14 protein-coding genes are annotated in these 17647 nt (G+C 46.4%); 10 read left to right on the top strand and 4 right to left on the bottom strand.

Features of this window, described 5'->3' with window-relative positions:
• Positions 1-2 precede the first annotated feature (2 nt).
• From H6F66_RS14690 to H6F66_RS14715, 6 genes are all read left to right on the top strand, one after another.
• On the top strand, positions 3-2627 hold the full coding sequence (locus H6F66_RS14690; protein ID WP_190422512.1) for an ATP-binding protein: 2625 nt from the start codon (positions 3-5) through the stop codon (positions 2625-2627).
• A 413-nt stretch (positions 2628-3040) separates the two neighbouring features.
• A complete protein-coding gene (locus tag H6F66_RS14695) occupies positions 3041-3334 on the top strand; it encodes a metalloregulator ArsR/SmtB family transcription factor (protein ID WP_190422514.1) in 294 nt (97 codons plus the stop codon).
• A gap of 38 nt (positions 3335-3372) precedes the next feature.
• Positions 3373-4212, top strand: a complete 840-nt coding sequence (locus H6F66_RS14700; protein ID WP_242019202.1) for a phosphate ABC transporter substrate-binding protein — start codon at positions 3373-3375, stop codon at positions 4210-4212.
• Positions 4193-5044 carry a phosphate ABC transporter permease subunit PstC gene (gene pstC, locus H6F66_RS14705; RefSeq protein ID WP_199295248.1) on the top strand — a complete coding sequence of 284 codons (852 nt, stop codon included), beginning with the start codon at positions 4193-4195 and terminating at the stop codon, positions 5042-5044. Before H6F66_RS14700 ends, pstC begins: the two co-directional genes overlap by 20 nt.
• Before the next feature lie 99 nt (positions 5045-5143).
• On the top strand, positions 5144-6061 hold the full coding sequence (gene pstA / locus H6F66_RS14710) for a phosphate ABC transporter permease PstA (protein WP_190422518.1): 918 nt from the start codon (positions 5144-5146) through the stop codon (positions 6059-6061).
• Positions 6062-6103: 42 nt separating this feature from the next.
• Positions 6104-6913 (top strand): phosphate ABC transporter ATP-binding protein, encoded by an 810-nt coding sequence (locus H6F66_RS14715; protein ID WP_190422520.1) that lies wholly within the window; start codon positions 6104-6106, stop codon positions 6911-6913.
• Here H6F66_RS14715 and H6F66_RS14720 read toward each other — a convergent pair.
• Positions 6878-7399, bottom strand: a complete 522-nt coding sequence (locus H6F66_RS14720) for a GNAT family N-acetyltransferase (RefSeq protein WP_190422522.1) — start codon at positions 7397-7399, stop codon at positions 6878-6880. The genes H6F66_RS14715 and H6F66_RS14720 overlap by 36 nt on opposite strands.
• 60 nt (positions 7400-7459) lie before the next feature.
• On the bottom strand, positions 7460-8587 hold the full coding sequence (locus H6F66_RS14725; protein WP_190422524.1) for an RNA polymerase sigma factor, RpoD/SigA family: 1128 nt from the start codon (positions 8585-8587) through the stop codon (positions 7460-7462).
• A 779-nt stretch (positions 8588-9366) separates the two neighbouring features.
• Here H6F66_RS14725 and priA point away from each other — a divergent pair.
• Entirely contained in the window at positions 9367-11970 is a 2604-nt protein-coding gene (gene priA / locus H6F66_RS14730) for a primosomal protein N' (protein WP_190422526.1), read from the top strand.
• A gap of 63 nt (positions 11971-12033) precedes the next feature.
• Here the strand turns inward: priA and H6F66_RS14735 are convergent, their stop codons facing one another.
• The gene (locus H6F66_RS14735) at positions 12034-12762 is read right to left on the bottom strand and encodes a Uma2 family endonuclease (protein ID WP_190422528.1); all 729 of its coding nucleotides are present in this window, start codon (positions 12760-12762) and stop codon (positions 12034-12036) included.
• A 144-nt stretch (positions 12763-12906) separates the two neighbouring features.
• Here H6F66_RS14735 and H6F66_RS14740 point away from each other — a divergent pair, with 144 nt between their 5' ends.
• The 3 genes from H6F66_RS14740 (at position 12907) to H6F66_RS14750 (ending at position 16920) form a co-directional block, all read left to right on the top strand.
• Positions 12907-14118, top strand: coding sequence for an anhydro-N-acetylmuramic acid kinase (locus H6F66_RS14740; protein ID WP_190422530.1), 1212 nt, complete (start codon positions 12907-12909; stop codon positions 14116-14118).
• A gap of 381 nt (positions 14119-14499) precedes the next feature.
• The gene (locus H6F66_RS14745) at positions 14500-14958 is read left to right on the top strand and encodes a hypothetical protein (RefSeq protein ID WP_190422532.1); all 459 of its coding nucleotides are present in this window, start codon (positions 14500-14502) and stop codon (positions 14956-14958) included.
• Between the two features lie 423 nt (positions 14959-15381).
• Positions 15382-16920, top strand: coding sequence for a serine/threonine-protein kinase (locus tag H6F66_RS14750; RefSeq protein ID WP_190422534.1), 1539 nt, complete (start codon positions 15382-15384; stop codon positions 16918-16920).
• Between the two features lie 380 nt (positions 16921-17300).
• Here the strand turns inward: H6F66_RS14750 and H6F66_RS14755 are convergent, their stop codons facing one another.
• A complete protein-coding gene (locus H6F66_RS14755; RefSeq protein WP_190422536.1) occupies positions 17301-17498 on the bottom strand; it encodes an NblA/ycf18 family protein in 198 nt (65 codons plus the stop codon).
• Positions 17499-17647 lie beyond the last annotated feature (149 nt).

Raw genomic sequence — 17647 nt, forward strand, 5'->3', positions numbered from 1 at the left:
CCGTGAAACAGTTCCAACTTTCTACTCTAGGCAGTAAGCTGATCTTTTCTTTCTTGGGTGTGGCGCTCCTCCCCTTGCTATTACTAGCATTTTTGAATCAGCGAGCCACACAAAAAGTGCTGACGGACAATGCTAATCAAACCCTCTTAACATCTGCTTCTCAAACTGCCCTGAGTATAGATGCCTTTATCAACTCCAATCTGGATGCTGTCCGGGTTGAAGCTCAGTTGCCAGTCTTAGCCAAGTACTTAAGTTTACCTGCTAACCAGAGACAAAGTATCGCCTCAGAAGTGGAGGGCGCTTTACGTTCGCTCAGCCGTAAAGATACTTTGAATATCTCGTCATACGCGCTGCTCGATCGTCAGGGGCGAGATGTAATTGATACGTATACACCAGACATTGGTATGGATAAATCTGACCAGGATTACTTCCAGAAACCGCTCAAAACTGGCTTACCCTATGTCTCGCCCATCCAGTTTTCTTCAACTACTAATGAGATCGGTTTGTACTTCAGTAGTCCGGTACGAAATGCATCGGGAAATATCATCGGTGTCTTGCGTATCCGTTATAACGCTGCTGCTGTCCAGCGATTAGTTAGCCAAAATACCGACCTGGTGAGAGGAAGCGCATCCTTTGCGATTTTGCTGGATGAAAACCATATCCGTTTAGCTCACGGCAACGCACCTGAGTTAAATTTTAAATCGGTTACGCCCCTGCCACCGGCTAAAGTGAAAGCGCTGCAAGCAGAAGGACGGTTGCCGCAGGGAAAAGAGGCAAACTTCTCGACAAATTTTCCTGATTTTGAGCAAGGTCTAGATAACGCTGCAACATCCCCTTACTTTACAACCGCCTTATCCTCTACAAACAACGAGCCGAACGCAGCAGCAGTTACCAAGCTAAAGACGCAGCCTTGGTTTGTGGTTTTCGTCCAGCCTCAATCGGTATTTCTCGCGCCCATCGAAGCCCAAGCCCGCGACACTTTGTTGCTTGCTTTGATTATTTCAGGTGCAGTTGTCATCACTGCTGTGACGACCGGACAACTGCTAGCTAAACCTTTGATTTACCTAACTGAAAGCGTTAGCGAATTTACTGCTGGCAACCTCGCAGCTCGTGCTTACATTAAATCAAAGGACGAAATAGGCCTCTTAGCCTTCAGTTTTAATAAAATGGCTTCGCAGGTCGGTAAACTACTCCAGGGTTTAGAAGAGCGCACCCGCGAACTGGAGGCGAGTCAACATGTAACCGTTGCGGTGAGCGAACTGTCGAAAGCGATCCTAGACTCGGAACTGCTGTTGCGCGAGGCGATCGCCCTGATGCAAAATCGCTTTGGTTTACACTATGTTCAGATATATCTATTAGATCAAACAAACAGCCAACTGGTTAGGTGGGCTGATTCTGGCAGTTACGATATACTCAGGCAAGACCAAAGTGCCTGTATCTCGCTGGAGTGCGCTCGCTCTGTTGTCGCTCATGCCGCCAGAACACACCAACCCGTCTGGGTGGATGCTATCAGTAATGTATTGACACAAGCAGAATTACAACCCGGTCAAGCGGGTTCCGAGGTAGCCATCCCGCTGATCAGTCGTGGCACGCTTTTGGGGGTGCTTAATATCCAAGATTACCAAAGCGATCGCTTCAGCCAAACCGATCTCGATACATTCAACACTTTGGCTGGACAAATCGCTACGGCTTGGGAAAATGCTCGTTTATTTGAAAAAATTCAAAAAGCTGAAGCTAAATACCGAGACAAAGCTAAAGAGTTGGAACAAACGCTACACGAGTTAAAACAAACTCAAACCCAATTGATTCAAACCGAAAAAATGTCTAGTTTGGGTCAATTAGTGGCTGGCGTAGCCCATGAAATTAATAATCCGGTTAACTTCATCTATGGCAACGTTACCCCTGCCAATGAATACCTGCAAGATTTATTGCAATTGCTGGATTTGTATCAGCAGTACTACCCCGATCCTGCCCCGGAAATTAAAACGCATATTGAAGACATTGAGCTTAACTACCTGACCGAGGACTTTCAGAAAATCTTGTCCTCTATGAGAGTGGGAGCTGAGCGTATACGTCAAATTGTTCTTTCTCTAAGAAACTTTTCTCGTTTGGATGAAGCGGACATGAAAGAAGTTAATATTCACGAGGGCATTGATAGTACGCTAGTGATTTTGCAAAATCAACTCAAAAATAAACCAGGGCATCCTGAAATTCAGGTGATTAAAGAATATGGCGAATTGCCCTTGGTCGAGTGCTATGCCGGACAAATCAATCAAGTCTTTATGAATTTACTCACGAATGCGATTGATTCTCTAGATGAGTACAACCATAAGCGATCGCTAGAAGAAATTAAAGACGATCCCGGCACTATCCGGATTTGCACCAGGGTTGTAGAGGGCAATCAAGTAGAAATCCGGATTATAGACAATGGTTTAGGTATTACACCAGAGGTTAAGCAAAGACTATTCGATCCTTTCTTCACCACGAAAACTGTTGGTAAAGGGACTGGGCTTGGCTTAGCGATTAGCTACCAAATTATTGTTGAAAAACATAAGGGAAATTTAGAGTGTATTTCTGCACCCGGAAAAGGGGCTGAATTGGCGATGAAGATTCCGATTAGAGTTTAGAATAAGTGTTTTTTTAAGAGAGCGATCGCGTTTAGCAATCTCATACCACTAATTCTCTATTAAATATACATAGTACACCGTTTTTGTCAACCTACTATTAGAAACCTAATCCCCAACCCTTTTCCTATTCCGGGAAGAGGAAATCACTCTTAGCCCCTACTCCGCACTTCGTACCGCTAAGGCGAAGACAGCGCTTCGCTGACGCTAACGCAGAGCAGGGGTGGGGCAGAGGTATCCCTTGAAGTATGGAGCTGGTGCCTATATACACTTGAAAACCAACTGCATAACCTGGTGTTTCTTTAAGAAAATATTAAGGTATGACTAATAAATGGTTATTGATATGAATATAATTTGATATCAATAACTATTCAGCTCCCTCCTGGGTTTATTCCCAACTTCCACAAGGTGAATCCATGCAGTCCTTTTGCGCCCAAAAACTGAAAACCTTGGCAGACTCAACACGGCTTGAGGTTTTAGAACTCCTGATGAACGGTCCCAAGCACGTTGGCCAGATAAATGCAGTGCTGGGGTTGCAGCAGAGTTTGCTATCGCATCATCTCAGAGTTCTCCGGGAGGAAGGTTTTGTGACGGCGACGCGAGATGGTAAAGCGGTGCTTTATCAGCTAGATCCCACAGTTCAGAGGGCAAATGCTGGGAAGGCGATTGACTTGGGATGTTGCCTACTCTCGTTTGAATCACACAGATAAAAAAAAACTTAAATTCATCACAGATGAAGAACCTAAAAATGCTTGCCTTCCTTTCGACGGGGTTAGCTGCTTGCTTCTGGCTGCAATCTTGTGCAAAGGCCCCGTCAGTGGCAAACCAGTCGTCCGATAAGTTACAAGGCAAACTCGTCTTGACTGGATCTAGTACGGTAGCGCCCCTTGCTTCAGAAATTGCCAAGCGGTATGAAACTCAACATCCGGGAGTCCGGATTGACGTGCAATCAGGTGGATCTTCGCGGGGAGTTGCAGATGCCCGTCAGGGTGTAGCGGATATCGGCATGGTGTCGCGAAGTCTCAAAGATAATGAAAAGGATCTGCAAGCCTTCACCATTGCTAAAGATGGCATCTCGGTCATTGTTAATAAAAACAATCCAGTTAAAAGTCTGAGTGACAAACAAATTGTTGATATTTACAACGATAAAATCAATAACTGGGAACAAGTCGGCGGGAAAGATGCTCCGATTACGGTTGTTAATAAGGCTGAAGGTCGCTCTACTTTAGAACTTTTTGCCAGTCATTTCAAATTAGAAACGAAAAATATAAAAGCCGATGTAGTGATTGGCGATAACGAGCAAGGAATCAAGACAGTAGCCGGTAATCCTAATGCTGTTGGTTACGTCTCTATTGGTTCTGGCGAATATGCTGCTACCCACAATACTCCCATCAAACTATTGCCAGTTGAAGGAGTAGAAGCCTCAATCGCCAACGTCAGTAAAGGTACTTTTCCTATTTCTCGCCCTCTGAATCTGGTGACGAAAACTACACCCACTGGATTATCAAAGAATTTTATTGATTTTGCCAGTTCCCAGAGCGTGCAAGACATTGTAAAGGAGCAATATTTTGTCCCAGTTACGAAATGAAGCCATCCTAGTCTGGATGTTGCGAGGAATGGCGATTGTTTCCGGTGCAATTGTTCTCCTAATTATAGTTTTCCTGATTTGGGAAACCTTACCTATTGTGCAAAATATTGGGCTTACACGCTTCTTCACAGACCCCTCTTGGCATCCAACAAGTGATGAATTTAACCTAACACCAATGCTTTCGGGGACGCTTTTGGTGATGTCTGGTGCAGTGTTAATAGCAACTCCGGTGGGCATTCTCTCAGCAGTTTTTTGTCACTATTACGCACCCCCAGTTTTAGCCAAACTTTACCGACGATTGATCGAGCTTTTGGCAGGGATTCCCTCGGTGGTTTATGGCTTCTGGGGTTTAGTTGTGCTGGTGCCAATTATCGGACGGATTCACCCGCCGGGGCCGAGTTTATTAGCTGGAACTTTAATTCTGACACTAATGATTTTACCCACCATTGCTCTAGTAGCGGACGCTAGCCTTGCCAACGTTCCCCCAGATTATCTGCGGGGGGCGGCGGCGCTGGGATTGGGGCGCTGGGCGATGGTGCGCGGGGTGGTTTTCCCGGCGGCAAAGTCAGGGCTATTAACGGGGATCATCTTGGAAACTGGACGGGCAATTGGCGAAACAATGGCAGTGCTGATGGTTTGCGGTAACGTGGTGCAGACACCAAAAAGTTTATTTGAACCAGTGCGGACGTTGACGGCAAATATTGCCCTAGAGATGGCTTATGCAGTAGGAAATCACCGCGCCGCCTTGTTTGTTAGCGGATTGGTATTAATGGCGATGATTGTAGTTTTAGTAATTGCTGCGGAAAAGAGCAACAAAGAAAACATTTATTAATGCGGTTCAATTAGGATTACTAACAAAACTTTGCGTAGATTGGGTTTGGTTTCTCAACCCAACCTGCAATTATTTTTAAGTGAATAGGATTATACTTCTATGAGTAACCCCTTAGGAAAATCACAAGTAAAAAGGCACAATGCAAAAGAAAAAACCAAGTTTTTGCATTTTAAATTTTTACCTTCTTCAGAGCTACTTTCAACCGTGGTCATTTGGGCTGTTGTGGCTGTGGTAACAGCTTCGCTGTTGTGGCTGTTAAGCGATATTATCTGGCATGGTATCGGTCAAATTAGCTGGGACTTTCTAACAACAGAACCGCGCAATGCTGGGCGAAATGGGGGAATCGCCCCAATTTTAGTCTCGACAGGGCTAATTGTGGGAGTCTGCATGGCGGTTTCAATTCCTCTGGGAGTGGGGACTGCTGTATTGCTGACTGAGTTCGCCTCGAATGATAGTATTTTGGGACGTTTGGTGCGCCTCAGTTTAGATGTTTTAGCAGGTGTACCTTCGATTGTTTTCGGTCTTTTCGGTAACGCTTTCTTCTGCAAAACTTTTGGGATGGGCTTTTCTATTCTTTCCGGTGGGTTGACGCTGGCGTGTATGGTGCTGCCGATTCTGATTCGCTCAACGCAGGAGGGCTTGCGAGGTGTACCGGACGATTATCGACGTTCGGCGGCGGCGCTGGGACTCTCGCGTACAGCAACATTATGGGAGTTATTGCTACCAGCAGCAATGCCTGGGTTAGTGGTGGGGTTACTGTTGGGTTTGGGACGAGCGATCGCAGAAACTGCTGCTTTAATCTTTACCAGCGGTTACGTAGACCGAATGCCAGAGTCATTGTGGGATTCCGGGCGATCGCTCTCCGTACACATTTACGACCTCGCCATGAACGTTTCTGGCGGTGAATCGAATGCCTACGCCTCCGCCCTAGTATTAGTCAGCTTTCTATTACTAATTAATGCGGCAATATCTTGGCTAGCGGTGCGTTTTCGGCAATCACGAATTTGGGTAGCGTAAGTTTCCCTGCGCCCTCTGCGTCCTCAGCGGTTCAAATTTTTCATGAAAAATACAAGCAAAAACGAGCAACACGCAACATTACTCTCAACTCAGCCACCGGAAATACAAACTGAGAATTTAAGCCTGTTTTATGCTAATAAACCAGCATTTAAAGATGTCACCTTCTCCATCAAATCCGGTAGCATTACGGCGCTTATCGGTCCTTCCGGCTGTGGCAAAACTAGCTTTTTAACTTGCCTGAACCGCCTCACCGATTTAACTGCAAGCTGTCGATTATCAGGGCGGATTCTGCTGGGAAATCAAGATGTGCAAGAAATCGATGTAATTTCATTGCGTCGCCGCGTGGGAATGCTATTTCAAAAACCCAACCCGTTTCCGCTTTCAATTATCAGAAATATCGAATTTCCGCTTAAGGAACACGGAGTGAAAAATCGAGAAAAAATCGATGAAGTTGTAGAGGATGCTTTGCGTGATGTCGGCTTATGGGATGAGGTGAAGGACAGGCTGAAATCTCCTGCCCTTGCCCTCTCCGGCGGTCAACAACAACGGCTGTGTCTTGCCAGAGCGATCGCGCTCAAACCTGATGTTCTCCTAATGGATGAGCCTTGCAGCGCCCTCGATCCACTTTCTAGTGAAGTGGTAGAGGATTTAATCGCTAATCTGCGCGGTAAATATACGGTTCTCGTCGTCACCCATAATCTGGCACAGGCAAAGCGCATTGCTGATGATGTGGCGTTATTTTGGGTTCAGGATGGCGCTGGACAATTGATCGAATCCGGTTCAGTTACCCAGATATTTGCATCCCCACAGCACCCTCTAACGGCTGCCTACGTCACTGGCAGAAGAGGTTAATGGTGCAGATGCTAGGTTGGTGAGGGATTCTCCAGCCACTCGGCAAATCCGCCAGTCGGGTAAGACATCTGCACCAATGCGCTCATAGAAAGCGATCGCGGGTTGATTCCAATCCAGCACGCTCCACTCCATCCGGCCGCAGCCACGGTCAACTGCAAGCTTTGCCAAATAGCTAAAAATCTGTTTACCAATACCTTGACGACGATATGCTGGGAGAACAAATAAGTCTTCCAGATAAATCCCCGGCTTGGTGAGAAACGTCGAATAGTTATGAAAAAACAAGGCAAACCCGACCGCTTGCCCATTATATTCAGCTATAATCGCCTCTACATAGGGTTTAGAGCCGAATAAGTGTTCTTTCAGGTCGTTAGCGTTGCCAGTGACAGCATGAGATAGTTTCTCATACTCTGCCAGCCTCTCAATCAAGCGAAACAGCACTGGCACATCAGCTGGAGTAGCTGGGCGCAAATTTAAATCATTGATCATTTGTAAATAGCTAATAGCTAATAGCTAATTGTAAATTACCATTAGCTATTAGCTAATAACTTAGCTAAGCCAGCCTTTCAAGCGTTTAGCGACTTGAGGGCGGCGCAGTTTCCGCATTGCTTTGCTTTGAATCTGACGCACTCGTTCGCGGGAAAGATTGAACAAACAGCCGACTTCTTCTAATGTGTAGGGTTCGCTGCTAGTTAAACCATACCGCAGAGAGATGACATCTTTTTCGCGCTCGGTGAGAACATCTCCTAAGACTTCCCAAATTTCCTGACGCATCATCGCTTCGCTCATTTGTTCTTCGGGAGATTGGTTATCACCATCTTCCAGAAGATCCATCAGTTCGGTTTCTTCACCCTTACCTATGCGATGATTTAGAGAAAGCGATCGCCTCCGCAACTGCAACAACTGCCGCAACTGGTTTGGCTCAATTTCTAGAGCCTTCGCCATTTCCTCTTCTGTCGGATTGCGGTGCAATTCTTGCTTTAATTCTCGCTGCGCTTTTTTGAGTTTATTCAGCTTCTCAACAATGTGGATTGGCAAGCGAATTGTCCGAGCATCATTCGCAATTGTCCGGGTAATTGCCTGACGAATCCACCAATAGGCATAGGTAGAAAACTTATAACCTTTGTCTGGGTCGAATTTTTCCGTCGCGCGGTTTAATCCGAGTGCGCCTTCCTGAATCAAATCCAGAAATTGAACGCCCCGATTTAAATAACGTTTAGCAATAGAAACAACCAAGCGCAGGTTTGAGCGAATCATCTTCCTTTTCGCTACTCTACCGCGATAAAGGTGATGCTCAAGCTGCCTTTCCGTCATGCCATCTGCTGCTGCTATTTCTGCCTTTGTAGGCTTGCGTCCCAACTCCTCTTGCAATTTTTCTTGAAGCGCCTCTATTTTTACTAAAAATTGGACGCGATGCGCTAACTCTACTTCTTCCTCTGGTTTCAGAAGTGGATAGCGTGCCATCTCTTTAAAGAAAGCTCCCACTGTGTCGTCGGAAACGGTTTTGCGGTAGCCGGAAGGGCGACCAGCCGCTAATTTATCGACTTCCTCTGAGATTTCAGCTTCGACACTGCCTATTTCATCAGATTCCTCTAGATGGTGTTGGGGAATATCTGCAAAATCGCTATCAGATATAGATTCCAGAGCGTCACTTGGGTTCAGTTCAGCAATATTCATAACAAGGTCTGAGTCGGTATTGGATAAAGCGAGTGTGTTTAGATGATTGCTCTCTTTGTACATATCCATGACGGACTGAAGACAAGCTCTCTAAGCAAAGAATCAAGGCTCAATTTTTATTTCTCCTTTTTACTTCTCTGCTATTTTTGTTGTTCATTTATCTGATAATGACTTAAGTAAATCAGCTACCAGTATTGAAACAATCAAAATGTCTTTTTCCCACCTGTTGAGAAAGCAAATTGCTTTTTTAGGCTACCAAAATATTCTTTTCTGATTGTTCTCCTGATTACAGAATATATAATTCCTTTAGATTTGGTGGAGATTTGGATAAAAAATCAGGAGAAATGAAGGTAAAGCTTTAGTCTATCAGACGGTTGCCTTTAGCTTTCACGTCGTGGATAAAATTCCTTGAAATAACTTATAGCAAATGCTTATGTTTGGGATTTTTGATAGTTTTGCTGCCTCCTGTTGTAACTAAGCGATTCTAAAAGTTTTTAAAATTTAATTGGTTATGCCAACAGGATCTCATATAATTATTAGCTTCGCTCTCTATCAATAGGGAGAAAAACACAGATGCGCTCTTTGCATGATAGATAGAGGGTAGCAAATTTACTTAGGACTGGGGGTTGGGGACTAGGGACTAGGTAAGACTTTTCCCAATCCCCAATCCCCAATCCCTGAAAGGTCAACAGCCAGCTAAAATTAACTGGTTACAGTAAGCGCAAGGAAGGGGTTTGCCGGGTGATGGCATCCGACTGCCAAGGTGGAGGGGAAAGAGTATGTCGTCAAATCCCAATTTCGTACTACAAGGCAGTGCGCTGGAGAGTAGAGCGTCCTACCAGTCTGGTTCTCCAGAGAATCAGTGGGTTGAAGTGCTGGTAGATTGTCCAGAGGCAGAAGCGCAAAAGAAATTGTATACGTACCGCTTGCCAAGTGAGTTGCAAGTGCAGCCGGGGGATATTCTGAGTGTGCCGTTTGGGGCGCAGGTGCTGGGAGCGATCGCTATCCGCATAAAAGACGCACCACCACCGGAACTGAACAGCGCCAAAATAAAGGATGTTGAGGATGTGGTCAGTGCTGGGTTTTTCCCGCCTAGCTACTGGCAGCTGCTCAACCGAGTAGCTGAATATTACTATACTCAGTTAATTCAAGTGATTCGGGTAGCATTGCCACCAGGATTGCTAGGGCGATCGCAGCGAAGAATCCGCCTTATTAAAGGAGACAAGAGAGATTCCCCAATCCCCAATCCCCAATCCCCAATCCCCAATCCCCAATACCTTAGTCCAGCGGCTCGTCAAATTCTAGAAATCCTGCAAGCTCAAAGTGCTGGAGACTATAGCTTCGCCTACCTGCAACGTCAAGTCAGAGGAGCATATCGAGCAGTACGGGAGTTATTGCGGAATAACTTGGTAGAAAGTTACCTAGAACCGCCCAGAAAAGGACGCCCAAAGTTACAGAAAGCAGTAACGCTGGTTGTGGATGTCTTCCCGATAGATGTGACGCAACGCCAACGAGAAATTTTGGAAGTGCTGCGAAGACGCGGCGGTGATTTATGGCTGACAGAGTTGCTGCAAATTTGCAACGCCAGTTCATCCACCGTCAAGACCCTGGAGCAAAAAGGTTGCGTTGTAATTCAAGAGCGAGAGATGTTGCGGAGTGCAGCAGAACCCGCTTTAGCTGAGGATCAACCGAAAGAGTTGACAAATGACCAAGCTCAGGCATTGGAAGTCATCACAAATTTATCTGGGTTCTCTGAGGTGCTGTTGCATGGGGTGACGGGAAGTGGCAAGACAGAGGTGTATTTACAAGCGATCGCGCCCATCTTAGAATCAGGACAATCAGCACTCGTTCTAGTGCCAGAAATTGGTCTTACGCCTCAGCTAACCGACCGATTCCGCGCCCGTTTTGGCAATAAAGTCTGCGTTTATCACAGCGCCCTTTCCGACGGCGAACGTTATGATACTTGGCGGCAAATGCTCGCAGGTGCAGCTCAAGTAGTAATTGGCACCCGTTCAGCCATCTTTGCCCCCTTACCGCGACTGGGGCTGATAATCTTAGATGAAGAACACGACTCCAGCTTTAAGCAAGACCAACCAGCGCCAACCTACCACGCCCGCACCGTCGCTACTTGGCGTGCTGAGTTGGAAAATTGCCCCCTACTTTTAGGTTCCGCCACACCCTCTTTAGAAACCTGGGTGAATATTAACCAGGGGTTCAGCCGAGAGTCTGGGATTGAGGGAATCCCCAATCCCCAATCCCCAATCCCCAATCCCCAACCCCCAATCACCCATTACCTCTCATTACCAGAACGCATTCAATCGCGCCCGCTACCACCTGTAGAAGTGGTAGATATGCGCTCTGAGTTGCAGCAGGGGAATCGATCCATTTTTAGTCGGTCGCTGACTGAGGGACTGCAACAACTGCAAGAACGAGGACAGCAGGGGATTTTATTTATCCATCGTCGGGGACACAGTACCTTTGTTTCTTGTCGCAGCTGTGGGTATGTGGTGGAGTGTCCGCACTGCGATGTTTCTCTGGCTTATCACCACACCCATGAGGATGCGGCCCAACTGTTGCGATGTCACTACTGTAACTTTGTGCGATCGCATCCTCAATCCTGTCCCGAATGCGGTTCCCCCTACCTGAAATTTTTCGGCAGCGGTACTCAGCGAGTCGCCCAAGAATTAGCGCAAGCTTTCCCCCAATTGCGTTTCATCCGATTCGATAGCGACACCACCCGCACCAAAGGCGCTCACCGAACCCTGCTGACCCGCTTTGCTAATGGGGAAGCCGATTTGTTAGTGGGGACTCAAATGCTCACCAAAGGTCTAGATTTAGCTCAGGTGACACTCGTGGGAGTTGTCGCCGCCGATGGTTTGCTAAATTTACCCGACTACCGAGCCTCAGAAAGAGCATTTCAAACCTTGACACAAGTTGCAGGTCGTGCTGGTCGAGGCAATGACCCCGGTCGAGTAATTATTCAAACTTACACCCCAGAGCATCAAGTAATTCAGGCAGTACGCCGTCACGAGTACCAGTCTTTTATCGAGACAGAATTACAACAACGAGAGGCGCTGAACTATCCCCCCTACGGGCGTTTAATTCTGTTGCGGCTAAGCAGCACTGATCCTGCCCAAGTTCAGGAAACTGCCGAATTGTTGGCAGCAACGCTTACTCAGAAAGATGAGGATAGCGCTGGTTACGAGATATTAGGGCCAGCACCCGCTACTATCTTACGGGTGGCGAATCGATACAGATGGCAAATTATGCTGAAGTTTGCGCCGGATTCGCTGCCACATTTGCCAGATTTTACCGAATTGCGTTTTCTTTGCCCGTCCTCAGTCAGCTTGACAATTGATGTTGACCCGCTGAATTTGATGTGATGGGTGATGGAAAGTTAGGAGTTATTAACTCTTAGCTCCTAGCTATTTCCAATTACCAATCCCCTAAGTTAACTCATCGGGATTAACGCCCATAGCTCTTAACCGTTCTGCCAAGCGTTCAGCGCGTTCTTCTGCCAGTTGGTTACGCTCCCACCCTGTGAGCAGGAGCTTCCCTTCGTGATCCCACCAACGCAACCACGGGAGTTCCATATTCATGTATTGACCCTGCCAAATGCCCAATTCTACCCCTAAAGGCTCGATGGGATAGTGTCCGCGCTCGTTAGGCTGCATCACATGATAGCGCCCGTTAATTAATTGGTACACTTCCACTCGTGCCAGATTTACTTCATAGATGCCATAGAAGGGAACGCGAATCGCCTGCTCGTAAACCCAAAATTTGCCAGTTATCGGCGTTCTGTCTCGTTCTTGGGAACCATCCCCTGAGACAAACTCCAGCACAATTAGCGGTGCAACGTATTCTTGCCACAAGACATAAGAACGCCGCACTTTACCATTCAAAGTTGGCGGGACATTCGGCACATAAAACCAGTCTGGTGCTTCTGCTCCTCTTTCTGGGGGTTCTGTTATCCGCCAATAGATACCGCTATCTTGACCGATGCAGTATTGACTATCGGGATGCAGTTGCACTAAGACTGGCTCTATAGAGTCTGTCAGTAGAATGCTCTGAGGATGTTCTTGAAAGTTTTTCCCAAATGTGCCATCCGACTCTGGTAACTGGGTGTGGTCGGGAAGGGTAAAACCGACGGCAAATGGTGTCTCGGCTGAGGTCATGGGCTGCCCTCTGAATGTAGCGGTTTACCAATTAATATTGCACATTTCTAGAATATAGTTTTCATTACAAGTAGATAAAATTAATTTGAATTTGGCACAGCGAGTAGGGAAAATTAAAAAGGTATTTCAGTTCTTATTGCTTAAATGATGCGCGTAATTGGTTTGATAAGCGGCACATCAGTAGATGGTATTGATGCTGCTTTAGTGGAAATTTCTGGTAAAGACTTGGATATAGAAGTGACTTTGTTAGCTGGAGCTACTTATCCTTACCCAGATGCCCTGTCCAAGCAAATTCTAGAGGTTTGTGGCGGGGCATCTTTGTCAATGGCAGAATTTGCCCAATTAGATGATGCGATCGCATCCGCTTTTGCACAAGCCGCCCAAAACATCCAAAACGGCAACCCGACCGCCGAATTAATTGGCTCCCACGGACAAAACGTTTACCACCGCCCGCCCACAGACGATTTGGAATTGCCGATTTTAGATTCTGGATTAAAAAAAATCCCAAATCCAAAATCCAAAATGGGGTACAGTCTGCAACTAGGTCGGGGTGCCTTAATTGCCCATCTGACAGGTATTCCAACTGTAAATAATTTCCGGGCTGCGGATATTGCCGTCGGTGGACAAGGTGCGCCTATGGTACCAGCAGTAGATGCTTATTTATTGAGCCACCCCGACAAGCACCGATGTGTCCAAAATATCGGCGGTATCGGTAATGTCGCTTATCTACCAGCGCGTCAGGGCAACTGGCTAGAAGACATCCGTGGCTGGGACACTGGGCCGGGAAATGCGCTTCTAGACTTAACGGTGCAGCATTTTACCAATGGAAGCAAAACCTACGATCAAGACGGTGCGTGGGCGGCAACAGGTACTCCCTGTAAGGCGTTGGTTGACCAATGGCTAAGCCAAGACTACTTCCAGCAGTCACCCCCCAAATCTACGGGTCGAGAGCTATTTAGCTTTGAATATCTACAACACTGTATAGCAGACGCTTCGGCTTATGAGCTTAGTACATCTGACTTGTTGGCAACGCTGACTGAACTCACCGCTGCGTCAATTGTTCACAGCTACCGGACTTTTCTGCCTCGGATGCCCGACGAGGTGTTATTGTGTGGTGGCGGCAGCCGCAATCTCTACTTAAAACAACGCCTACAAGCAACTCTGGAGCCTGTTCCGGTGTTAACAACGGATGAAGCTGGTGTGAGTGCCGATTTTAAAGAAGCGATCGCCTTCGCCGTTTTAGCATACTGGCGTAATCTAGGAATTCCCGGCAACCTTCCCCAAGTCACAGGTGCTGATAAAGCAGTGCTGCTGGGCGATGTCCATCTTCCCCACAACTCAAAAGACGCAAGGTGAGGAATTATTAATTCAAAACTCAAAACAACAGACGCGATTTATTGCGTCTGTACAATCCCAGTTCTTCGCTCTCGTGAGTAATAATACTAAAATCAGCGAGGGCATAAAGCCACAAAAGTATATGGGATTGTTCGTCACAATAGTCCGGTTATACTAAATTTACTTGCCGCTTTTAATCTAATTTTATCCGGGAACGGCAATAGGGTTAATGTGGATATCTAGAGGTGGTGGCATCATGGGATGAGAGTGATCAGAGGTTGAGTTCAAAAATTCTCCCACTCTCCCACTCTTCCCTGAACCCACGCCCGATCCCAACCGTATTGCCTGCAACGGAAGAATAGTTCCTGGCGGTGTTTCATATAGGCAGCAAGGTAGACAAGCGTGGGTCACACGTTTTTAATGGAGGCAGGACGCTGGAGGCTACAGGGAACTTGGCTGGAGCGCAACGAGATGCCAATCACCGTGAGAGGCAGAACCTTAGTAGCTTGGGGTAGAGAAAATTGGTTCACAATGGTGACAATGCTAAGTTTTCCTAGTACCGATCGCCAGGAAATTTCTTTGCAGTATCGCGGGCGTTTTGATGCAGGCGATCGCCAATATACCTTTGTTCTACAGCACAACGTCTTAGGTCGCGTTGAAGGCGAGGGCTGGGTTACGCCAGAATCAATTGTTCAGCGCTACTGGGTATTAGGCGATCGCCAACGGCGCAGTGGCTTTGAAACCCTGCACAGGATGAACGACAACACCTACTACCTATCCAGTGGCATCATGGCAGGTCATTTTTTAACCAGCACGATGGAGGGTACCCTAGAGCGTCTGCCAGAATCAAACTATTCTTAATCGCTCACTCGCTTTGGGGTGCGGGCAGTCAGCAAAAAGTATAAAGTGTGAAGTATAAAGTGTGAAATATTAAAGTATGAAATATCAACCAGTAAATTTCCACCTCTAGTTTTTTCTCGCTCTTTGTCTAGAAACTCATAACCGTCTCATTTTATAGACTTGAGGCTTCGCCCTTAAGCTTTCATCTTTTAGAATTTACGCCCTCGCCTCCTTACCTATAGGGATTAGGGCAAATAAATGATGCGGTGTAAGTTCTGTCGTTAAGACTTGAAACTTCCTGGTTTTTGGTAAAAGCCGTTATACCATTTTGGATTAGAAATTGGGAATTGGTAATTGATCTCTCCCCAATCCCCAGTCCCCAATCCCCAATCCCCAGTCCCCAATCCCTCCCCGACAGATGCTCCGCGTTTTAGGAGCCTAACTATGACGCCAGATCCCAACAATGGTCGCTTACTCGCTAATCGCTATCAACTCGTGGAGTTGGTAGGTAAAGGCGCAATGGGCAGAGTTTATCAAGCCAAAGATATGTTACTGGGAGGTGTCACCGTAGCCGTCAAGTTTCTCTCCCAGACACTGCTGAATCAAAAAATGCGCGATCGCTTCGAGCGAGAAGCCACCATCTGCGCTGTATTGGGAGAACAAAGCATACACATTGTCCGAGTCAGGGATTATGGCGTAGACGAAACCGAAATCCCGTTCTACGTGATGGAATTTCTGCAAGGAGATAGCCTTAGCGACGTTCTCAGAGATCGTCCCCTATCCGTGCCGAGGTTTTTAAATATAACTCGTCAAATTTGTTTAGGTTTACAATGCGCTCACCAAGGCATTCTTTTAGATGGCGAACTCTGCCCAATTATTCATCGGGATATTAAGCCGAGCAATATTTCCATCGTTCAAGACACCACTTTAGGTGAATTGGTCAAGATTTTGGATTTTGGCATCGCCAAACTGCTCCAATCAGATAGTTCTCAGACCAACTCCTTTATGGGTACTCTGGCGTATTGTTCTCCCGAACAAATGGAAGGTAGAGAACTCAATAATCGCTCTGATATTTATAGTCTGGGCGTGATGATGTTTGAAATGCTCACAGGTGAAATGCCCTTAATGGCAGAAACTCACTCATTTGGCGGTTGGTACAAAGCCCATCACTTCGTACCTCCTAGAACCTTTGAGTCAGTTAACCCGGATTTAAAATTGCCAAAGGCATTAGAAAGTTTGGTACTTAGCTGTCTTGCCAAAGCACCAAGCGATCGCCCGCAAACCGCCGCGCAAGTCCTACAAGCATTACAACCTTTAGAACAACGCTTTGGCCAAGGTCGGCAACTTGGTCAGCGCATTGGTGCAGTTTTATCCAAACTACCAGTTGTCGCTGAGCCTAAACCCAAGCATCTACCCTCAGCTGATGAAGTCTGTCGCTTAACTTCCTGGCCCAAAAACAAACCCATTGCAGAAATTGTATTTCCCCATCTGCTTCGCACTAGCCAAGAGAGTTTAGCAACCCTCTGGGTAATGCTGCATAAACAAGAAATTCACAATCGTGTCATCAGCACCCGCTACAACCAGTTTCTGTTTTTGATGTCTCCCCATCCAATGCTGCTGTGGATTACCGCCCTCTACAACCGCGAACTTGGCCCGCGTTGGCTCTCTTGCTACCTAGATTTAAAAACCCCGATGGGTCAGCAAATGGTGCGACAGTTAGGCGAAAGCGGGTGCTACCGTATTTTATTCTTTGCCCTAGAAGAACCCCCTCGCTGTGCCAATGTGATGACCTCCACGATTGCCCCTCTGCAACGCCAAATGCTGCAAGAATGGGCAAATACCAGTCAGACTTTAGTATCAGCAGCCCAACCGCAGATGAGTAAAAGTCTTCTCAAGCAGGAGTTCGAGAAGCTAAAGCCGAAGATTCTGATCAAGCTTGAATCTATTCAAACATCAGATTATTCTTCAGATATCTCAGGATGATAAAAAGTTAAAAATAATTGTAGGTTGGGCTTGTGGCCCTTTGTTACCCAGCACTCAAAAATGCGTTTGGGTTTTAGTTTCGTTACCTCAAACTAACCAACAGTGTTTGAGTTTTTAGCTAAAAGATTGGTGTAAATTAAGCAACTTCCAAATTCCAGACCGGAATATTTTCTTGCTGAAGTGCGTAATTGAACAAACTAATCAAAAAATCTAATCTTATACTTCAGCAAATAAAATAAGTAGCGGTTTTAACGGTAAACAGTTTTAAAAAATACGCTTTATCGAAACTTGAACTAAAGTTGACGCCCCGGCATCCCCAGCTTCTTTCCTTCTTGGAACAAAGCAAGAGACGGAGGTCGCCTACTGCGACACGGGATGCTCTACTCAAATTGAGCATTTGGCTCTAAGCCCCATTGGTGCTTTAGAAGATGCTTGTATGTCGCTTCGCGCATCATCATTTGTTCGTAGAGCTTAACCAAGAAGTGCTGAGCCTGTTCTCGGCTCATATTCTCCACCTGAGTTTCAAAAGAGCGAATACTGAATTGTTGTTCCAGAGACAGTTGTATAGGTTGGTTCATAGCTAACTCCGACTTTAGAGTGAGTGTGTTGTTTACTAGATGAAGCACCGAAGTAGTAAGGCTTGACGGGGACGAACAGGTTTTGTTTCTGCTCTTATTACGAAAGATAACAATTATTTGACAAACTGCCCATCTCTCTTAATGTGTAC

Origin of the sequence: Trichocoleus sp. FACHB-6 (genome assembly GCF_014695815.1) — a bacterium.
In the GTDB taxonomy this organism is placed as follows: domain Bacteria; phylum Cyanobacteriota; class Cyanobacteriia; order Cyanobacteriales; family FACHB-T130; genus Funiculus; species Funiculus sociatus.

Coding starts and splice junctions, on each gene's coding strand:
- H6F66_RS14735 (WP_190422528.1), bottom strand. CDS start 12,762: ATGACCTCAGCCGAGACACCATTTGCCGTCGGTTTTACCCTTCCCGAC.
- H6F66_RS14695 (WP_190422514.1), top strand. CDS start 3,041: ATGCAGTCCTTTTGCGCCCAAAAACTGAAAACCTTGGCAGACTCAACA.
- H6F66_RS14700 (WP_242019202.1), top strand. CDS start 3,373: ATGCTTGCCTTCCTTTCGACGGGGTTAGCTGCTTGCTTCTGGCTGCAA.
- pstA (WP_190422518.1), top strand. CDS start 5,144: ATGAGTAACCCCTTAGGAAAATCACAAGTAAAAAGGCACAATGCAAAA.
- priA (WP_190422526.1), top strand. CDS start 9,367: ATGTCGTCAAATCCCAATTTCGTACTACAAGGCAGTGCGCTGGAGAGT.
- H6F66_RS14715 (WP_190422520.1), top strand. CDS start 6,104: ATGAAAAATACAAGCAAAAACGAGCAACACGCAACATTACTCTCAACT.
- H6F66_RS14750 (WP_190422534.1), top strand. CDS start 15,382: ATGACGCCAGATCCCAACAATGGTCGCTTACTCGCTAATCGCTATCAA.
- H6F66_RS14740 (WP_190422530.1), top strand. CDS start 12,907: ATGATGCGCGTAATTGGTTTGATAAGCGGCACATCAGTAGATGGTATT.
- H6F66_RS14720 (WP_190422522.1), bottom strand. CDS start 7,399: ATGATCAATGATTTAAATTTGCGCCCAGCTACTCCAGCTGATGTGCCA.
- H6F66_RS14755 (WP_190422536.1), bottom strand. CDS start 17,498: ATGAACCAACCTATACAACTGTCTCTGGAACAACAATTCAGTATTCGC.
- H6F66_RS14725 (WP_190422524.1), bottom strand. CDS start 8,587: ATGAATATTGCTGAACTGAACCCAAGTGACGCTCTGGAATCTATATCT.